This is a genomic window from Planctomycetia bacterium (assembly GCA_016795155.1).
Classification (GTDB): Bacteria; Planctomycetota; Planctomycetia; order Gemmatales; family HRBIN36; genus JAEUIE01.
Genome location: JAEUIE010000015.1, coordinates 92,947 through 112,920, shown reverse-complemented (window position 1 = coordinate 112,920; position 19,974 = coordinate 92,947). Strand labels below are relative to the sequence as shown.

General features: G+C 46.9%; 19 protein-coding genes. 6 read left to right on the top strand and 13 right to left on the bottom strand.

Annotated elements, in window-relative coordinates:
* Window positions 1-15 precede the first annotated feature (15 nt).
* The 3 genes from JNJ77_06695 to JNJ77_06685 form a co-directional block, all read right to left on the bottom strand.
* On the bottom strand, window positions 16-1,179 hold the full coding sequence (locus JNJ77_06695) for a C69 family dipeptidase (protein MBL8822261.1): 1,164 nt from the start codon (window positions 1,177-1,179) through the stop codon (window positions 16-18).
* A gap of 4 nt (window positions 1,180-1,183) precedes the next feature.
* On the bottom strand, window positions 1,184-2,539 hold the full coding sequence (locus tag JNJ77_06690; protein MBL8822260.1) for an FAD-dependent oxidoreductase: 1,356 nt from the start codon (window positions 2,537-2,539) through the stop codon (window positions 1,184-1,186).
* Window positions 2,540-2,756: 217 nt separating this feature from the next.
* Window positions 2,757-3,263 (bottom strand): hypothetical protein, encoded by a 507-nt coding sequence (locus JNJ77_06685; protein MBL8822259.1) that lies wholly within the window; start codon window positions 3,261-3,263, stop codon window positions 2,757-2,759.
* 370 nt (window positions 3,264-3,633) lie between these two features.
* Here JNJ77_06685 and JNJ77_06680 point away from each other — a divergent pair, with 370 nt between their 5' ends.
* Complete coding sequence (locus JNJ77_06680; GenBank protein ID MBL8822258.1) at window positions 3,634-4,116, top strand: N-acetyltransferase; 483 nt, start codon at window positions 3,634-3,636, stop codon at window positions 4,114-4,116.
* Between the two features lie 12 nt (window positions 4,117-4,128).
* Here JNJ77_06680 and JNJ77_06675 read toward each other — a convergent pair whose 3' ends face one another.
* On the bottom strand, window positions 4,129-5,358 hold the full coding sequence (locus JNJ77_06675) for a hypothetical protein (protein ID MBL8822257.1): 1,230 nt from the start codon (window positions 5,356-5,358) through the stop codon (window positions 4,129-4,131).
* Between the two features lie 186 nt (window positions 5,359-5,544).
* On the opposite strand from JNJ77_06675, the gene pdxA reads away from it, so the two are divergent.
* Window positions 5,545-6,582, top strand: coding sequence for a 4-hydroxythreonine-4-phosphate dehydrogenase PdxA (gene pdxA / locus JNJ77_06670; GenBank protein MBL8822256.1), 1,038 nt, complete (start codon window positions 5,545-5,547; stop codon window positions 6,580-6,582).
* Window position 6,583: 1 nt separating this feature from the next.
* On the top strand, window positions 6,584-6,859 hold the full coding sequence (locus JNJ77_06665; protein ID MBL8822255.1) for a hypothetical protein: 276 nt from the start codon (window positions 6,584-6,586) through the stop codon (window positions 6,857-6,859).
* 4 nt (window positions 6,860-6,863) lie between these two features.
* Here the strand turns inward: JNJ77_06665 and JNJ77_06660 are convergent, their stop codons facing one another.
* From JNJ77_06660 to JNJ77_06645, 4 genes are all read right to left on the bottom strand, one after another.
* Window positions 6,864-7,013, bottom strand: coding sequence for a hypothetical protein (locus JNJ77_06660; GenBank protein ID MBL8822254.1), 150 nt, complete (start codon window positions 7,011-7,013; stop codon window positions 6,864-6,866).
* Between the two features lie 100 nt (window positions 7,014-7,113).
* Window positions 7,114-7,545: a hypothetical protein gene (locus tag JNJ77_06655; GenBank protein MBL8822253.1), complete on the bottom strand. Its 432-nt coding sequence runs from the start codon at window positions 7,543-7,545 to the stop codon at window positions 7,114-7,116.
* A gap of 62 nt (window positions 7,546-7,607) precedes the next feature.
* Window positions 7,608-8,591 (bottom strand): Gfo/Idh/MocA family oxidoreductase, encoded by a 984-nt coding sequence (locus tag JNJ77_06650; GenBank protein ID MBL8822252.1) that lies wholly within the window; start codon window positions 8,589-8,591, stop codon window positions 7,608-7,610.
* A 53-nt stretch (window positions 8,592-8,644) separates the two neighbouring features.
* Window positions 8,645-10,249, bottom strand: a complete 1,605-nt coding sequence (locus JNJ77_06645) for an FAD-binding protein (protein MBL8822251.1) — start codon at window positions 10,247-10,249, stop codon at window positions 8,645-8,647.
* Window positions 10,250-10,388: 139 nt separating this feature from the next.
* On the opposite strand from JNJ77_06645, the gene JNJ77_06640 reads away from it, so the two are divergent.
* On the top strand, window positions 10,389-13,940 hold the full coding sequence (locus JNJ77_06640; GenBank protein ID MBL8822250.1) for a serine/threonine protein kinase: 3,552 nt from the start codon (window positions 10,389-10,391) through the stop codon (window positions 13,938-13,940).
* Here the strand turns inward: JNJ77_06640 and gatB are convergent.
* Genes gatB through rpmB form a run of 4 tightly spaced genes read right to left on the bottom strand, consistent with a single transcriptional unit; the run spans window position 13,937 to window position 17,452 of the window.
* Window positions 13,937-15,412 carry an Asp-tRNA(Asn)/Glu-tRNA(Gln) amidotransferase subunit GatB gene (gene gatB, locus JNJ77_06635; protein MBL8822249.1) on the bottom strand — a complete coding sequence of 492 codons (1,476 nt, stop codon included), beginning with the start codon at window positions 15,410-15,412 and terminating at the stop codon, window positions 13,937-13,939. The genes JNJ77_06640 and gatB overlap by 4 nt on opposite strands.
* Window positions 15,413-15,421: 9 nt before the next feature.
* Entirely contained in the window at window positions 15,422-16,888 is a 1,467-nt protein-coding gene (gene gatA, locus JNJ77_06630; protein ID MBL8822248.1) for an Asp-tRNA(Asn)/Glu-tRNA(Gln) amidotransferase subunit GatA, read from the bottom strand.
* Window positions 16,889-16,899: 11 nt separating this feature from the next.
* Entirely contained in the window at window positions 16,900-17,187 is a 288-nt protein-coding gene (gatC, locus tag JNJ77_06625) for an Asp-tRNA(Asn)/Glu-tRNA(Gln) amidotransferase subunit GatC (protein ID MBL8822247.1), read from the bottom strand.
* A 7-nt stretch (window positions 17,188-17,194) separates the two neighbouring features.
* Window positions 17,195-17,452 (bottom strand): 50S ribosomal protein L28, encoded by a 258-nt coding sequence (gene rpmB / locus JNJ77_06620; GenBank protein MBL8822246.1) that lies wholly within the window; start codon window positions 17,450-17,452, stop codon window positions 17,195-17,197.
* A 217-nt stretch (window positions 17,453-17,669) separates the two neighbouring features.
* On the opposite strand from rpmB, the gene JNJ77_06615 reads away from it, so the two are divergent.
* Entirely contained in the window at window positions 17,670-18,533 is an 864-nt protein-coding gene (locus JNJ77_06615) for a hypothetical protein (GenBank protein ID MBL8822245.1), read from the top strand.
* Here JNJ77_06615 and JNJ77_06610 read toward each other — a convergent pair.
* The gene (locus JNJ77_06610) at window positions 18,530-18,745 is read right to left on the bottom strand and encodes a hypothetical protein (GenBank protein ID MBL8822244.1); all 216 of its coding nucleotides are present in this window, start codon (window positions 18,743-18,745) and stop codon (window positions 18,530-18,532) included. The two genes, JNJ77_06615 and JNJ77_06610, sit on opposite strands and share 4 nt — an antisense overlap.
* Window positions 18,746-18,932: 187 nt before the next feature.
* Between JNJ77_06610 and JNJ77_06605 the strand changes: the two genes are divergently transcribed.
* The gene (locus JNJ77_06605; protein ID MBL8822243.1) at window positions 18,933-19,973 is read left to right on the top strand and encodes an NAD(P)-dependent glycerol-3-phosphate dehydrogenase; all 1,041 of its coding nucleotides are present in this window, start codon (window positions 18,933-18,935) and stop codon (window positions 19,971-19,973) included.
* Window position 19,974: the final 1 nt, after the last annotated feature.

Genomic DNA, 19,974 nt, shown 5'->3' with positions numbered 1-19,974 from the left:
TTCGAAGCACTTGAATTAAGCTGGATGCAAGCATCCAGCTTTTTTGTTTTGTTTCTGCCAGTACCATTTCACATACCAGGGCAAATTCACCTGCTTCTGGAATGGCTGTTGAAGAATCCATTCTTCCGCCTGATTGAAAGCTTCCACCGAAGGCTGACTTTCCAGCATCAATCTAAGTTCAATCTGATCCCGCTCGATTTGATACGCTGAGTTTACAGGCATCCCAACTCGAAAAAGTCGCTCATGTCGCCACCAATAACAATCCGATGCGGGAAGATGTTGTGGCCAGGAGCCTATTTCTAAAGGCATTGCCACTGAAACAGGCTTGAAGATGGAAAGGCATGGGTTGGAAGTTGCAGTCGCCCAGTGCCTGCAACCCTTGGATGACAGTTCAGATACCCAGGAAGCTGTTGTTTGTGTTGCTGCCAGCATTCCGCCTGCATGTGCACAAGGACCTGACAGGGCGCCACTGATCCACGAATATTTTAAGCCATCATGGCCATGATCTCTCAGTATTGCAAAGAGATCATCTGTTTTGCTTACCTGCTGCCCCAAGTGACAGGTTCGACTCTGCCTGATGGCTGCCCGGGCAACTCTGGTACGGATTTTATCCTGATATTTCTGTGCAAAGGACGGAATACTCAAACCGTTTGAGATGGACCTGACGCCTTGAATCTTCTCTGATACCCACTTATCACCTGCAGTTTCCAACACAAAAGCTGTTTCCGTATCTGCAATCAGAAAACTGTTGTGATAGGTGAAGGCAGGGTGGTCGTATCCACAGCCCCCTCCCTGTCCATGTAGTTGCAATAACTGGATGATGACATCGAGCGCTTCCTGAGCGGTTCGGGATCGTTCCAATCCCAGCCTGACCAGATCCATACCCGTCAGACCTGTTGCTCGATAGGGCTGGTTAGTAAAGACCGCTTCATTACCAATGCACACGCCGTGTTCATTGGCCCCCATCTCCGCCCCCCACATCCAAAATGGCCTGCTTAACAAAACCGCATGTGTGTGGATGACTTGCGGAATGGAAATATGTGTGCACTGCAGTGTACTGCCAGGGGCATGATTTTGAGCTGGCTGCCAATCCAGGGCCTGCGCTTCATTAGGATCGCGGTCAGAATTCTTGGCGAACCACACTTTGTCCTTGCGGACAATCACCAGCGTATCGCACATCGCATTAGTTCCGTGGCTCTACAAGTGAGAGCATTTCCTGGCTCACTCGTTCAGCAGATTGCAGTGCCCCTTCCATATAGCCGAACCATTCCGTCGCAGTCTCGGTGCCAGCCCAGTGAATTCTACCGCAAGGCTTTCGCAGAGCATGGCCATATCTGCTCAATACATCCTTTTTCAATACTCCAGCATAGCAACCGCCACTCCATTCATCTTCAATCCAGTTTTTTTGTGCAAATGCAATGGGGTGCCCAGCTTGCGCACCAAGGCATCTGGATAGTTCCTTTAACACAGCCTGCTGACGATGCTCAGAACTCTTCTCTGTGAGCTCACATGCAACATTGCCATCGCTGAAAGTAACGAGTGCTGGCTGGCCATCCGAGCTTGTTGCATCAAAGGTAGTGGTGCATGGCCCTTCATCCATGAATACTTCTCCCGAATAGCCAGCATCCCTCCAGAATGCCTTTTCATACCGGGCAACGTATTTGATGACTGAACCCATGCAGAAATGGGAAATTAACTGTTTACGATCTTCTGGAAGTGACGGTGAGAAATGGATTTCATGAATCAGGCCAGGGGGCACAGTGACCACCACTCTTTGCGCGTTCCATGCACTATTTGAAGTTTTAACAGTTATTTCAGTGCTATTCTGAGTAATAGCCTTTACAGGAGAATTCAGAACGACCTGACGCACCAGCTTTGACTGTATGCGAGAACATAACTGTTGAGTGCCTTCTTGAAAACGCAGTTGCTGGGCACCTCCTGGAATACTGATGAGTGTATTGAGGTCAACTCCTGATCGCAGGTACATAAGAAAATACAAAAATGAAATCTGATCAGGCTCAGAGGTACAAACTGCACGTGCCACCAGATCGAGAAACATCCGGGCACCGGCAGTATTGAAGTTTTGATGCTTCCAGTCTTCCAGCGAAATGTTATCCCATTGCTGGGCCAGGGGACAAGACCAAGGTGTTTCCGGTGAAACTTCCCGGGATAATTTCCCCAAGGATCGTTGCATCTTCCAGATTTCAAACATGGCGAATGGAGACAACCATGGTATTTCCCCTCGAAACCAGTACAGCTTGTTTTTCCAGGATAATATTTTGGTTCCGTGGTGGAATTGTGGAAATGTGGCAACACCCAGAGTTTGTGCCAGGTTGAGCAGGCGATGCTGTTGTGGACCAGCCCATTGTCCACCCAGATCCACATTACAACCAGATACAGCTTCCGTGAATAACCTTCCACCCACTCGTTCACGGGCTTCGAGAACTTGAACTGCCAAACCTTCACGTTCCAGCAGAAAGGCAGTCTGCAAACCAGCCAGGCCGGCGCCAATAATCAAAACGTCGAGCTGATGATTCATGTCACCAGTTTGCTCATCGGTGCATGAAAATGCAAGAAAGACATGATGCAAAAATAATTGGATCGAGAGAGGTAGCCAGCCAAAGCCGTCGCCCAGTCAGCTTCAGTAGTCCAGCCTCTCTCGATCCATTCGAAATCTAGTTCGTCGTTTTGATCTGTCAAATGAATCAGCAAACTTCTTACATTCGGTAAGCTCGCAACATACAGAATTGGTTAACTTATGGCCTTGCAGGAATTTCCTTATTCAATTCTGCCTCAACTAAAGCCAGGGTGTTTTCATGATTCGGCGTACCGAAATGCCAGACATCTTCAAACCGATAATTGTCTGCTCCAGTTAATTCCACGCCAGGAAGAACTAAGCCACCATCGAGAATATGAATAATCTTTCCGACATAAGAAGGACGAGTTGATTCATTATCCATCAATGCGATACCTGCTGTATAGACAACTAAATCAACATTAATTTGATGCTTATCGTGGAGGGTGTTGACGACTCCGCTGGTTGTCAAAGTGCCTGCACTGAATCCCAGTATCATGATGCGTGCTTCAGGGCAGGTTGCCTTGGCAAGAAGGATATCGTCAACGACATCTTCACCATGGTAGAACTGTACCAGTTTGGTGTGCGAATATCCCAACTGTCTGAAATGGCGTTCAAGTCCGGCCATATCTGCAATGTCAAAAGGATCCAAACCATGAATAAAGTACAAATAGGTCTTATCTTTCAAATGATTGTGGGCAGGTGTGTAAAAGGTTTCGTGAATGGCAGCAGTCACTACCCTTTTCTCAACTGATTGACACCCATTCAAGGAACCTAGGCAAGTCAAAAGCAATATGAAGATCGGGAACCTGGCGAGAATACCGTTCACTTGAATCGCTCGATTGTTGAAGCCGTTTTAAAGAGGTTAACTTTTCATTCGGCTAAGTTCTGCTTCTACTGCAAACTTACACCGAGAGATTTGAGTAATCAGTTTGCTGAATTTCCTTCCATACTGATTGGAGAAGATAGCAATTATTTCGCAAATTCTTTACTAATTTTTCAATTTGCTCACAAATATGAATGCTGTCAAAAACCTGCAGAAGAACTACGATAGTTGAATGGGAAAACTCAACACAGCGACATTCACGGTTCGTCCTGCGGTAGCCAGCGATGTTCCAGCGGTTTACGACCTGATCAAATATCACGCCCAATTGGGACGAATGATTCTGCGCGGTTACGATGAGATCTACGCAGATCTGAGATCGTTTATGGTCGCTGAAGCAGAAGGTGATATTCTGGGCTGTGCATCAGTGCATATTTTCTGGAGTGATCTGGCGGAATTGAAATGCGTTGCGGTCAAAGAACATCAGCAGAGAAGAGGAATAGGGCGATCGGTTGTTGATGCCTGCCATAAGGACCTGAAGAGACTCGGTATCAAAAAAGCCTTCGCCTTGACCGGTGCGACAGACTTTTTCACCAAACTTGGATATCAGGTTGTTGAGAAAGAAAGTTTACCCCGGTTTATCTGGGGTGAATGTGTACGATGTCCATCGTTCCCGGTATGCAACGAACAGGCGCTGGTATTCAATTTGATCGTATAGACCACCAGAACATTATGGCAGTGGCAAATCTTCGAAGCTGAATGGAATCTGATAATTCATGGTAATCCAATCATAGTAGATCAATTTGGCAGGCACGCCGCTGAACTGGAATGTTCCATTGATGTTGTTATTGCCGTTCATTCCCCAACTGCCACCATAGTTCTGAAGTTTGTTTCCCTTCTCGTCAAATACTTCTATTCTCTGTTGAATGGAATTCATCCAGGAATAGTCACTGGGGTTATTGGCAGCACCTTCCGTCAGCGACATTTTAATACCGTTCTGTCCACGTTCAGAAGTAATGTCATCGATGCGCAGGGTACTCGTACCCTGCTTGAAAGTCTTGCCTTTTGCTTCAGATAATTTTTCTACCGTGATGACAGGCTTGGTTTGTGCAACGACAGTTACAGGAATCGTTCCTTTCAGGGATTTGATTCTGCGTGCAGAATTAGACGGTTTGAGTTGAGCATTGACCTGATGCATGAAAGATCGATAACCATGCTGATAGTAGGGTGTTCGCTGCGGATTAACAGGCAACAGCAAGTTCTCGTTTGTTTCAGTAATCGCATCGGTGAAGATCGGCTGTTTAACACTCAGTAAAGGCAGCCTGGGTTCGACAGTCACAGTTAGATTGGCCTGCAGGGATTCATTGGATGAGGACGAACCGCCCTGGGCGGTGAATTGCAGGCTCCGATTGTAATGAAATCCTGTTACCGTCACTCGAAATGGTCCTTCAAGATATCGATAGCTGTTGTTTGATTCGCCTGGCATGAGCCGTATGGTCACATTATCATTTCCATACCAGCCTTCCTGGAACATGAGTCCGTGCTGATCACAGAGCGAATGGAGAGCCTGCCAGAAATGGACTTTATCCCATTGCAGGCTCACAGTTACTTTATCCTGCTTGCCGCCCATCATTTCAATTTTGTACTTTGACTGTTTTTCGATCTCCTTGATCACATCAGCCAGTGGCATGTCTTTACAGGTCAGTGTCAGCGTGGTTGGTGACAGTGCCGCCATCTGCTCCAGGCCAGGAATCAGAGAATTCAATTGCCTGATGACTTCAGGATTCTTTTCTTTTGCCAGTGCAGATTGTAGATAGGGAAGTGCAATGGGTCCGAGTTGCTCCAACGTACTCCTGGCATTTTGCCGGATTTTGTATTGTTTATCCCCTAATTGTGTGACCAGCAGTTCAATCTGTGCCGGGGTCAGTGTCGTTGTTGGGCCATCTTTAGAGCCGGTCATGGGTCGCACTGGATCTGACTGAACTGGAGAAATCCAGCAAATGCAAATCAGAAGAGTGGATAAAGCTGCCAATCGAAACATGGATTTGACTCAGATGATGAAAGAACTCGATTTATCGATGATAGTCTGGCCAGCATGGCAATACAATAAAATGTTACAGAGATTTCCTCAAGGAATGCACTTCTGATGCATGCATTACCGCGACTATTGATTACCTTGGGGGATGTTGCCGGGATTGGGCCTGAAGTATTATTGAAAAGCTGGACAAAGTCTGAACTGTTTGCCTATTCTCAACCGGTAGTTGTGGGCGATGTTGAGTGGCTTGAACGATTAAATGAAAAATACAGCATAGGAATCAGGATTAATCCCATTACCGATTTGACATCGTGGCCAGCATCAAATCGAAACATCATGCCGTGTCTACAAGGCACACAGGTCAACTTATGCGAGGTAACCCCTGGTAAAGCACAAGCTGGAGCGGGACAAGCTGCTTTCGACTTTCTTCAACTTGCAATTCAACAGACTCAACAAAAGATTGCGGACGCGATTGTCACGCTCCCTCTGCATAAGGAGGGGTTGTATCTTGCAGGATTAGATTACCCTGGACATACAGAAATTCTCGCTGACGCCTGTCATGTCAAAGAATATGCCATGATGCTTTATGCCCCTGCGAGTAAGCATGACTTGGAGAATACACACCTCGGACTTGGAGTCGCACATGTTACCCTGCATCAAAGTCTGCGATCTATTTTTGACTATATCACGCCTGCCAATGTACTCGAAAAGATTGTACTTACAGCGAATATCATGAAAAAGCTGATTGGCTCTCAACCAAGAATTGGAGTCTGTGCATTGAATCCCCATGCCAGCGATGGTGGGATATTTGGCAACGAGGAAGAAAAGAACATCGCTCCTGCAGTGCTAAAGGCTCAGAGACAGGGCATAACTGTCTCCGGCCCATGGCCCAGTGATACATTGTTTAAGCGTGCCCAACGGGGTGAATTCGATGGCATCGTAGCCATGTACCATGATCAGGGGCATATTGCTCTCAAGCTGATCTCCGGGTTTCATCTCGTCAACATTACTCTCGGATTGCCGATCATTCGAACCAGCGTGGCACACGGCACTGCTTACGATATAGTCAACGACTGGATTGCTGATCCATACAGCTTGCAGGCAGCTATTGAAGTGGCATGTCTTCTGCATCAAAACAGGGATGTATAAAATGACCAATCATTCAACAGATCGATGGAATACACTCAAGGCAAATTGGACGGGAAGAAATGTAAAAGTTAATCCAAATCTGCCAGAGATGATCAGGTTCGCAGAGAAAATGGGAATCGTAATTACAGTGAATCAAAATGGAAAATGCCTGGTTGATTTTCACGATGGTGGCTGGTATGACATTGAACCAGAAGCTTTAATCATCTGTAATGTCATGGACCAGCCCGCACAGCAGTCTGCTACTGCTGGGATTTCAATACCAGTTCGTCAAAAGTAAACTGTTATTGCGTTTCGTTAGCTGCCAGCCAGAGCATCCAGGTTATTCTCGATCGTATGGCAGCCTGCTGGAGTTGCTGTCTACGATAGTCTAATACTCGCCAAATGCCGTAAATGGCGCAGATGGCTAAAACGCCTAAAAGATTGATATCCATTTAACTGTCCCAAACTGCTGTGGGCTGCAGCTTCGCTTACTTCTCCCGTATAACCGAAACATAACACATAATCTGCATAATCACAAAAAATGATGCAGAACTATCTGGCATGATGTGATTGACGCTGGTGATTCTTGATTTGGTCAGGTGCGATATGCCAGCCACAATCATGACACGATGCTGCTTTGGTATAACAAGGATTGCAATAAAATGGCCCGCCATGAAAAAACTGTTCAAGACGTAATCGATCTTCAGCGTTCAATTCCTCGATGGAATTCGCGAGTACTGCTGCTTTATCGCCACATTCTTCACATGCTTTGTTGTTAAGCTTACTGACCAGCGGTGCAAAGTGATCATGGAGGCCTTTGGGAAGCATTCCGGCACCCGAACAAAGTGGACATGCCATATCCAACTGATTAACGATGGCTTTTCGAATGAAAGCACTTTTATTTGGTAATTGATTCAAAATATCAGCCAGCTCGGTTTCGACTTTGAAGGCGACGACAGAGGTTTTTGCGTGTTTTTTTGACATGTTTACGTGAACCTGCAATTTCTCGGTAATTTTATTTTACTCAACACTCTGATTATTACCAACTATTTGCCTGCTGCCTGCTGCTTAGCTCTTTCCAGAACATCAGATAACAGGACGACGGCTCCGTTGTTCTTTTTGCTGATATCTGCAGCATTCATGAATGCCAGTATCTCAATGGTTTCAGAAAGTGGCACTGGTGATTTGCCAGTTTTGAAGAATCTGGCAATCTCGACAACTAACGGGTCGTACCCTGTAAATCCACCAGTTGTATGGACGCCTTTGGTTCCAAATACCAATGCGCCAAACTCCTTGTGGCCATGGCGAATACCACGGAAAGTTCCTACGCGTCCATCGTTCCAGACACCGGTGACAATATCAGTTCCTTCGGTATAGGTACGCTGAACCGAGACACATCCTTTTCCCATGATGGTAAAAAGTGTTTCAGCGCCGTGAATGCCGTACCAATAAAGATCGGGATGATATTGATTCACGGCACATGGACTGTACGCCAGGCAACCGATTACATTACCTGTTTTTTCGTCATTCCTTGCCTTCGCGATACCTGGCGTAAATCTCAGTGCAGAACTGCTGAAGACCGGGGTTTTGGTTTTCTCAGCCAACTGTGCAATACGAATAGCATCTACCAGCGAACCTGCAAATGGTTTATCAACAAACACTGGTTTGCCAGCAGCCAGGATGGGTTGTACCTGTTCCCAGTGCGGTCTGCCATCAACACTCTCCAGGAGCACGGCATCGCACTTGCCCAGCAAAGCAGGAATAGAGTCGACAATTTCAACATGGAATTCATTTTTCAATTGCGCCACATATCCGGCAACACGATCTTGACTATCGGGCAGATCCGGACTGCCGCCAGGAAATGCGACAACAACCCTGATACCGTCAGCTTCCTGAAGGGGCTGTTTGCTGTTCAGGATTTTGGTGAATGCGATGACATGGGAGGTATCACAACCGATAATTCCCACTTTGATTTCACTCACATTTTGGGCATAACCGATACTGCTGCTCGTCAAAGCACATACTGCCATCATGAGCATCATTACCTTGATCATGACTGAATCTCGCTATTTGTTGCAGAAGACTAACTGGTAACAGCATACCGTGCGACGATTGCTTTGGAAGTACGTAAACCATCAACTGCTGCAGAAATGATTCCGCCTGCATAGCCAGCGCCTTCTCCTACTGGATACAGCCCTTCGATACCGGTTACCTGTCTCGTCAGTTCATCACGCGGAATACGGACCGGTGCACTACCTCTGGCTTCCGGCCCCACCAAGGTAGCTTCTTTGAGGAATTGACCGTTCCAACGTCGATCAATGATTGGCAACGCCTGGCTCAAAACCTGAGATATCGAAGAAGGCAGAAGCGTTTTTAACTGAGCATTGATGGTCTCACGTGGATAACTGCTTGGCAGTTTGCCGTTACTCGTTCTGTCTTCAAGAAAATCTTTTCCCCATTGGATGGGACAAGCATACCTTTCCCGGCTTAATTCATATGCCAGCGATTCATATTGTCGCTGCAGGTACATACCGGCCAGCGGATGCTCTGAGCCAAAGAAGGATGAATCGAGTGTAACTACCAAACCACTGTTGGCGAATGGAGAATCTCGCTTAGACATGCTCATGCCGTTGGTGCAGAATGCTCCCGGTTCAGACACACTGGGCATGACATACCCTCCCGCACACATGCAGAAACTGAACAAATCCAGTCCCGATCTCGACTTCTGAACTACTGAAAAACTGGCAGAACCGATTCGTTCTTCTAGTTTTCTTTTGCCGTAACAATGCCTGTTCGTATTTTCCTGCGGGTGTTCGATCCGCACACCAAATTGAAATGGCTTCTGAATCAGTGGAATTCCCCGCTGGTAAAGCATTTCATAAGTATCACGAGCAGAATGGCCGATCGCCAGCACTACAATAGAAGCTGGAATAAAACCACTATTGGATACTACTCCTTTGATGGTTCCCCGTTCGATGAGGATATCTTCTACTTTGCAGTGAAATTGAATGCTGCCTCCCATGGCTTCGATCTGCTGCCTCATCGCCTTGACTACAGCAGGCAGCCGATTACTTCCAAGATGAGGCCGATGGTCGTAGAGAATAGACGGCTTGCCTTTACATGCTGCATAGAGCTGAAGAATTCTGAAAACATCTGGACCTGTCATTCTGCAGGTCAGCTTGCCATCGGAGAAAGTTCCAGCACCGCCTTCGCCAAACAGATAATTGCTCTCTGGATTATGTTCACCACCTTCATCAAATGCCCGAACATCACGAATGCGTTCGCTGACAGGTGCGCCACGTTCCAGAACTAACGGCCGATAACCCTTCTCGGCCAGGAAATAGGCTGCTGCCAATCCTGCCGGACCAGAACCGATAATCACTGGCCGGTGTGGCAAAGGCTGATTACCAGGATGCGGAAACTCGAAAGACTGCTCAACAGATCGGGACACCTGAATGCCTGATTTACCATAACTGTTTTTCAGCAGGGCTGCTTCATCGTGTACGTTCACTTCTACCGCATAGACAAATGAAAGGTCGTCCGGATTTCTGGCATCCAGACTCTTGCGTATGATTCTCCATGGCTTCAAGTCATCGATTCTGGTACCGAGCGAATTCGCCAGAACTTCGATGAGTTCTGATTCATCTGCTGATATTCCAAGTCTTAGATTCGAGACACGCAACGACATAAAGACCACACCGAGAAGCTAAATATTCATCCCATAACGTATGTATTATTGTCAGAAGTTTTAACAGAACTGCTAGGCAAACGCTTCTCGATAAGGTAGATTAAACAAATCAAGTCATACAGCTTGAATGACGCTGTTAATGCTCAAGACGGATCGCTTAAGCAAACCACGGGAGAAGTGGGAAATGGGACAGCAAGTACCTAAACAGGAGCAAGCGTCAGCTTCGTTGCCAGCGCAGAATGTATTGGTTATCAACAACACTTCCAAAGCCAATAGCGAAACAGGCAGCCAATACAGCACAACTCATCAGGTAAAAGCAAGCCCGTCCAATCATTCACAAAATATGGCTACCATTATCACCGGTGGAGTTCCTACCAGTGCATGGGATAGCTCTGCAGCTGAACTTTCCACACTTCTTATCGGCAAACAGTTAGGATCGTACCTGATCGAAGATTCACTTGGCATGGGAGGAATGGCTGCTGTTTTTCGTGCCAAGGATCTTCACCTTGAACGACGAGTTGCACTCAAAGTGCTGCTACCCAAGCTTGCAGCAAATCAGGAACATGTACAACGGTTTGAGAGAGAAGCGAAACTGGCTGCACAACTGGATAGTGACCACATTGCACGCGTACATTCTTACGGGCAAGATCAAGGGCTGCATTACATTGCATATGAATTCATTGAAGGGACGAACCTGAAAGACCTGTTGGATCAGTCTGATGGTAATTTACCCATACAGACTGCCATCGACTTGATTACCCAAGCTGCTCAGGGAATTCATGATGCAGCATTACTAGGAATTACGCATCGCGACATCAAACCCTCCAACATGATCGTTACTTCCCAAGGCAGGTTAAAACTGCTCGACCTGGGACTGGCTCGACATCTGGATATTCTGGAAGCAAACACCCTGACTCACCCAGGCTCGACACTAGGCACGTTTGATTATCTCTCACCTGAACAAGCTATTGATCCACGCCAGGCAGACGTTCGCAGCGATATCTATTCGCTGGGTTGTACGTTCTATCACATGCTCACCGGCATGCCACCGGTTCCGGAAGGTACTGCTGCCCGCAAACTGCATTCACATCAACTGGAATTGCCACGTGACCCACGTGAATTGAATCAGGAAGTCAGCCAGGAATTGGTGGACATCTGCAGCAGAATGCTGGCAAAAAATCCTGATGACCGATATCAGACTGCCAGTGAACTCCTTACCGATTTAGCACAATTGCAATCTAAAGAAAGACGTTCTATCGAATCAATCAGGACAACATCCCAGGGCACTGTCAGCCCTGTTCAGGTCATCGCAGTCATACTGCTGATGCTGGTTGCGATCATTGTCTACGACAGATGGCTAGGAAGCGATGCTGGGCAAGGTGCTGATAATTCAAGCATACAGGCAAGCGGGATCACCTCGTCTCTCATTGAATCATCACCTGCTGATGCTAATGTCCAATCCAATTCAGAAAGAACTGTGAGGACTTCAACTAATTTCGAAGTATCGACGGATGCTGAACTGGACCAGATACTTCAGCGGGAATCCGGTGGCGTTATTCTGCTGAAAACCAATGTAATTGAAAATCGTGGAAATAAATCATGGCAAATCAACAAGAAATGGACCATCAAGCCGCAAAGTTCAACTACAAGTATTCTTCGACTGCCTGCAAACGCAATACACCCCTTGTTCACGATTGAGCAGGGCACACTAAATCTCGAAAACATCAGAATTGAACTGGTTGGAATAGCTGGCTCGGCTATTCACGCAAGGGATGAAAGCTCGGTATCATTATTACAGTGCGAATTGATTCGTAGAGAACCTGATACATCCCGACCGGAGCAAGTTCCCTTTTTCCACTTTGAACCTGTCAGAGCCAATTCCACGGGAATTTCGTCGTTGCTTATAAGAAAATCATTCTGGTATCCCTGCAATTGCAATGGAATTGCATTTAATACATCAGGACAAATCCTTATCGAAGACAGTTCTATCGGAACACACAATAGATTAATAACGTTGTCCGGAATGCATTCAACAAAGCGATTAATCCAAATGAAAAACACATCGCTGGCGACTGCTCGCTCCTCAACGTTTGCTATATATGATTCGTCACAAGCCACACTACAGCTCGACCAGTGCCAAGTGGGAATTCAAGAGACGCCTGAAACAGAAATAACGTCTAACTCAACCCTGCTTCAATTGAGCAAGACAAACGGCGTTTCCTTCGAAAGCAAAAATACCGTTTATTACGGCATCAACACCTATTGCACATTAACCAGTAATGGGGATCAATCTTCGTTTACTGCACGCAGTCTGGAGCAACTGGAGAGCTGCATGCAACAGTATCGCGATGAAGGATCACTGATTGCCAAGCGATCTCCCTGGGTGGAAACTTACCCCTGGCAAAAGTTTTCTGAGACAGGCTCTGCCAATGCCTTTCTAGTTCATGCTGAATTTCAGTTGATTGGGCAGCGGCAGGAAAGCAGCCAAGTAAGGGAAACACCAAATGGGAATGTCTTCAGTAATTCCAAAACAAAGAACCGCATGTCGAAAATGGTGACAGTTGACGAAAAAGGGATGGAGCCATCTCACTACATGAGTATAGTTCAGGCATTGAATGCAAACGCAGACGAAAAAGATCTGATCATTCTGCTCAAAGTCAACGGAAACACCCCGTTAAACCCCATTGACATTGGGGATCGCAAAGTCGTAATCAAAGGAGATGAAGGATTCCGCCCGGAATTATCCTTACAGCGTAGTATCGCCAGCACAGACTCGGATGAAACCTCGATGTTTCGAGTGCGTCATGGCGAATTGACTTTTGAATTTGTCCGCATCCGTCTGGAGCCATCTCGCGAGAATCAGAAACTCCTGGCGGTCGCTTCGTTGTCGGGTGATGGGCGTTGCATCTTTCGTAACACGGTAATCAGCTTACGCGGAACAGCGAACACACAGGTTTCTGGTGTATTGATAGAGGGCGATTCGCCTGCACGCACCCTGACTAACGCTGAACAGAATAATGGCAGCCGCATTGAATGTTTCGATTCCATAGTACGAGGCAGGGGAAATGTTATTTATTCTGCAGGCAGCAGATCGTTCACAGCCCACTTTCTGCAATCAGGTATTGCAGTTGATGGCTCTTTTGTCATTCAATCAATAAAACAGGTCGAACCTGCAATCTCTCAGGACATTTCCGCCATCCAGTTCGAGAGGTGTACCTCTTACACCACAAAAGGGCTTATTTGGATTCGTGATTTCAACAGTTTTACTGCAGGATTGTCCATGCGGTGCCAGTTCAGCAATTCAGTTCTGGCCAACAGCGATGCTCACCCACTGATCCGGCTTGAAACAAAGCAGAATGAAACTGATCTGAAACGTCTTTTCCATTGGGCAGGCAAACGTAATTACTATCTGACTGGCAACGGAATTGTGCTTTCCCATCTTCGGCTTGATCGCGATTCCATGGCGACGCTATTCGACTCCACCTTGTGGAGCGAAACCTGGGCGCAAGTTGATGAACAGGCACAACACATCAAATCTATTCCATTACAGGGCGTCATTCGTCAAGTTGCATTCAGCGATTGGGAATCATCCGATTTTCTGCTGAAGCTGGATGGAAGCCTCAGCGTCGGACTTCGTGAGATTGGATTTCCTGCAGAAACCATGCCTCGCGAAACAATGCCCATGCCTTAACGTTTTGCCAGTTCTTCCTGGAGTATCTGTCGCACCAAATCCATTGGAGCTTTACCTTTCGTTTCCCTCATGACCGGCCCCAGCAAAGCATCCATAGCTTTACTTTTACCAGCTTTGACATCCTGAATTGCCTTGGCATTGCCTGCCAGCGAATTCAAGACCATACGTCGCAGATCGGCTTCATCAAAGGTAACGTTTAAACCGAGCTTATTGACAATATCTTCTGCTGATGCTTCCGTACTCAGGAGAAGATTGAATGCATCGCGAGACCGCTGCATGTTGATATTGAATTTTTTGACCTGCAGCAGCAGCGAACCCAGTCGTTCGGGAGATACTGGGAACTGGGAAATTGAAATGTTCTGATCATTCATTATCTGCATGATCTGGTTGGTGCACCAGTTGCTTGACAGCTTGGCGTCCTGTGTCGCTGCATAAACCGATTCAAAATAACTGCAAAAATCGGCGCCTAAACTGGTCAGTAACCGGGCGTCGTAATTGGGCAAGCCAAGAACTACCTGGTATCGTTCACGTCTTTGTGAGGGAAGCTCTGGCATACTTTGTCGTATTTTTTCGATCCAAGCATCGTCCACTTCAACCGTAACCAGATCTGGCTCCGGAAAGTAACGATAATCAGCAGCTTCCTCTTTGCGTCGAATAACCTCTGTTCTTCCTTCTTCATCAATCCACTTGGCAGTAACCTTGTTGGCAGGGCTCATCTCAATATGATCCCGCTCAAACTGTTCGTATTGCCGTTGTGCTTCGTATTGAACAGCTCGTTCGACAGCCCTGATGCTGTTGACGTTCTTGACCTCAACAATGGGCGTTGCCACTTTGCGTCCCAGGTACTCAAAGTTCACGTTCACATTCGCATCGACACGCAAGCTGCCTTCCTGCATTTCGCAATCGGAAACCTTCATTTCCCTCAACAGAAGACGGATTTCATCGAGATAAGCTTTGACTTCTGCTCCCGAATTAATGTGCGGATGCGATACAATTTCCAGGAGCGGCGTACCTGCCCGATTCAAGTCAACATGGCTTGCTCTACCATGCCCGGTTTCATCATGCAACATTTTCCCGGCGTCTTCTTCCAGATGCGCTCTGATGATGCCTATTTTCTTGTTACCTTCTGCAGTTGAAATCTCCAGGTAGCCTTCCTGGCTCATGGGCTGATCAAACTGGCTGATTTGATAATTCTTGGGTAAATCGGGGTAGTAGTAATTCTTGCGGTCCCATTTCGTATGCCTGGTGACTGCGCAGTTTAATGCCAGAGCCGCGGTCATGGCGAGTTCGAATGCACGACGGTTCATGACAGGCAATACGCCGGGCATGCCCAGGCAGATCGGGCATGTTGCAGAATTAGGCGGCAATCCGAATTGGGTTGAACAACTGCAGAACAACTTGGATGCTGTCATCAACTGAACGTGCACTTCCAGGCCGACAACTATCTGATAAGGAGCAGTGACCGCGTCCATATTTCACCCTCAGGATTTCATGACTGGTCGTCGATGATGCCAATCGGTAACCCGTTCAAACATCCTGCCTGCTCTGAGGACTTTTTCTTCTTCGAATTCTTTTCCCAGAATCTGCAAACCAATGGGTAGCCCGCCTGTGTTCTGCCCACAATTTATGCTTAAACCGACGATGCCAGCCAGGTTACAACTGATGGTATAAATATCGGAAAGATACATGGACAATGGATCATCGCTTTTTTCGCCCAGCTTGAAAGCGGGTGTTGGAGTAACAGGCCCCATAATGACATCACACTTCTTGAAGGCTGCATCATAATCTTGCTTGATTAACCTTCTCACCTGCAATGCCTTTTTGTAGTAAGCATCGTAATAACCACTGGAGAGGGCATAGGTCCCAAGCATGATTCGCCGTTGAACTTCCTTGCCGAAACCTTCACCCCGGCTTTTTGAATACATGTGAATCATACTATCGTACTGTCTGCTTCGATAGCCGTAATGCACGCCATCGTAACGAGCAAGATTACTGGATGCCTCAGCCGTCGCCACCAGGTAATAGACTGAAACGGCGTATTTGGTATGGGGCAGGGAAACAGGAACAATTTGGGCTCCATGTTCCTGATAAACTTTGAGTGCCTCACGCACCGCGTGTTCTACTTCTGCCTCAAGACCTTCCTTGAAAAACTCATCCGGAACACCGATCACCAGGTTTTCGATCGGTTGATTGAGCGTGGCTGCATATGATGGGACGTCGGTATTCACTGAAGTCGAATCGCGATGATCATACCCAGCAATGACTTCAAGCAGCAATGATAAGTCTGATAAATTAGAAGCCAGCGGCCCGATTTGATCGAGTGAACTGGCAAAGGCAACCAGTCCGTAGCGGGAAACTCTGCCATAAGATGGCTTCATCCCGGCAATGCCGCAAAAGCTAGCGGGTTGCCTGATTGATCCACCGGTATCGCTGCCAAGAGCAAGAGGAGCAAATGAGGCAGCAACCACTGCTGCAGAACCACCGCTTGATCCACCGGGGGTATGCTGCACATTCCATGGATTACAGGCTTTCTGGTATGCACTATTTTCTGTCGATGAACCCATGGCAAATTCATCGAGATTACATTTGCCGAAAAGGATCGCGTTTTCGCGTTGCAGGCGCTCCACGACATGAGCTGAATAGGGGGGGCGGAACTGCTGAAGCATTTTGCTGGCACAGGTTGTGACCTGGCCATTCACGCAGAGATTGTCTTTCAACGCAACAGGAACACCGGCCAATCTGCCCAAGTCCTCGCCCTTTTGTCGCTTGCGATCAAGAACTTCTGCCTGCTGTAAAACATCATCTTCGTTCAATGATAGAAAAGACTTTATCACACTATCGTATTGTCGAACTCGTTCAAGAAAGTGTTTTGCAATCTCAACTGCTTTGAGGTTGCCAACCTGAAACTCACTCTGGATATGGCATGCGGATAGTTCGTGAATAGGCATGGTATTTCTAATTACTCGAGAACTGCAGGAACGCTGAAGTACTCACCATGACGTGACGGTGCATTACTAAGTGCCTGATCCTGAGTTAGCGATGGATCAACCCTATCTTCACGGAACACATTGGTGAAGGGCAGGGCATGAGCCAATGGCTCTATGCCCGTGGTATCAACAGATTTTAGCTGATCGACATATTTCAAAATGTTATTAAACTGCTCGGTGAAATGCTCAAGATCAGACTCGGCAAATTCAAGCCGAGCCAGATGTGCTACCCAGCGTATATCGTTGGCACTGACAGCCATAGTGCGGTTACTTGGTTACAGTGAATGCTTTACGAACCGTTGGACGCTTTACTAATCCTGCACGAATGGCCTTCACGCTGACACGCACGCGTTTTACTTCACCGTCAATTTCAACACGAATTTTCTGCAGGTTTGGCTTGAACTTTCTCCTGCTGACACTGGTAACCTTCTTACCGATACCACCCAGGTACTTCGCTTTACCACGTCTTGTAATCTGATGACCCAGCGACGGCTTCTTGCCTGTAATCGCACATTGCATACCCATATCAGCACCTGCTCCTGTCATTGAATCCGAAAGATTCAATCAGAGTTAGACAAAATTGCTTTAAACCGCCCCATTGGGCGGAAAAAGACAATATAGATATTTTTTCATATTGTACAAGTTTCTTAGGAAAGCAGATTGCAGTTTTTCTCTGAAAAACAGATCATATTGAAGGACATTCTGACTTTTCCTCAGCTTCGATTCACGACTCCATCTCTTCATGAACCGTTTATCACCAGTTCTGAACCCGGAAGAATACATTGAGCAAGAGTATTTTTTTCGCACATTTAGAGAACGACATCAGGATGGCAGGCCTTCTCAGGAAATTCTTGACAGAATTCACGAAGAATTGCTCTCAACCACACGGCTTCCCCTGGCTGTTCAGTTTATGGCTGTCGAATTGAAACATTCCGGGCTACTCGGCACTGCCATGACACATTTGTCACATTATTTCAATCCCTTTCAGGCCTTCATCATTGCCAAGGCAGAAGAAGAGGGAAAACGTTTCAGCATGGATATCGCGTTGAAAATCCTTGAAGATGAAGCCCGATATCGCAGCTACCAGCCAATTCCTGAAGCCTTGTTCGTCTTCCAGTTTGAAGTGTTGTGCAGAAATCGTCTGGGGTATGATCACGGCATGAATGCGATGATGCTGGACAGCTTTTACGACCAGGAATGGCGTGAGTATCTCGAAACGGTACGCAGGAATATCGGCGAAATTGAATTTGCCGATCTTGTTTTTGTTCGTTCAGAAGCTTACGCAGCGAAACATCGGCAGAAATATCCCGAGAAACCGTTGCCACGGGTATTGTTCGGTGAAAAAGAAGGGAAAATTGCTCGCGCCAACCGGGGCCGCGATCCGCTTTACCTGTTCGCTGCGCTTCAGCGACATCTCGGCTATCCACCGGTTCCCTATATTCGTGCAAAAACTAATCCGCTTGAACAGCTACCTACGCTCGTGGCCAAGCTACGTGAAATGGAACAACGTGTCAAACTCATCGAAAATGACTTGCGAGAAAGACGTAGTACCAGCGTGCCATTAGCCGAAAACAATGATATACGACCAGTTGAACTGGATGATTAAGCAGTTGGCCGATACGTTTTGAATGATTTGAGAACTTCGTATAAATCTTCGCTAATCACCACTTCATCTTCTTCAAAGTCGTTCAGCCACACATAGTTGCCACGATGAGCCTGTGAAAGCAGGGGGAACAATTCGCAAAGACTGATGTGAACCGAAGGACCTTTAACCCTTGATGGCAATTCCTGAGGGTAAACGCGAAGATGGGCAGGCATGTACAACTCCGTTGTTAGTCAGATTCAGCTCATCGCGCGGAATTTTCCACACACTTATATCGACCAGTTGTAGCGGATAGCTTGCATGAATCCGAGGTTTCTCGCCTCGCAGACTGCCTGTACGAGTGATAAAATCAGGATAATGCAGACTACTTATCAGAATTCAGCAGACCATGATTTATATAACATGAAGTTGCGCAAAATAGGAAAACTTGCTGTCATCGGTGATGGTGCTATGGGCACTGCCTGCGCCATCATGGCTCATGCACGAGGAATCCAGGAAATTACGCTATGGAGCGCGCGCGCAGAAAGTGGCGTAGAACTATGCAAGCATCGCGAAAACAAAGTCCTTTTACCAGGAATTATCATCCCTGATCAAATTACTCTGACTCTAGATGTAGAAAACGCCATCCAGGATGCAGACCTGATTCTCGTTGCTGTGCCTACAGTCTATTTACGAACCACTATTAGCCGCTTTGTTCAACAAGTATCTGCAAATACCATTCCGGTATTAAGCGTCGTCAAAGGTCTGGAGACTGGTACCCTACTGCGACCATCGGAAATCATCGAAACTGTCTGGGGAAAAAGGCCGATCGCAGTGCTGAGCGGGCCATGCCATGCAGAAGAAATCACCCGTGGGAAGCCGACAGGCCTGGTTGTAGCAAGTATTGATGGTCAGCTAGCCAAACTGGTTCAAGAGAGCTTCCATGGTGACAGTATTCGCATTTACACCAGCAACGACATTATTGGAGTCGAGTTGGCAGCTGCTGTAAAAAATGTCATCGCTATTGCTGCAGGAATCAGTGATGGTTTGAATCTGGGAGACAATGCCAAATCAGCATTATTGACACGTGCCCTGGTTGAAATGATGGAATTCGGAATGGCCCATGGAGCTGACGCGCAAACATTCGTCGGCCTGGCTGGCCTTGGTGATCTGATTACCACGTGCATAAGTCCTCATGGAAGAAATCGCTCGTTGGGAGAGAGACTTGGCAAAGGCGAAACACTTGATCACATTCTTGCGAGCACGCCAAAAATTGCTGAAGGAGTTACAACTGCAAAAAGCCTGTATGAACGCTGTCAGGAATTATCACTGGATATGCCAATTGCTCGCTCTGTTTATCAAGTGCTTTACGAACATCTAGTACCCAGGCTGGCAGTAAAAGAACTTTTGTCACGTGAACCCAAAAGTGAAATGCTCTTCGATTTTATCTTCAAAAGGCCTTAAT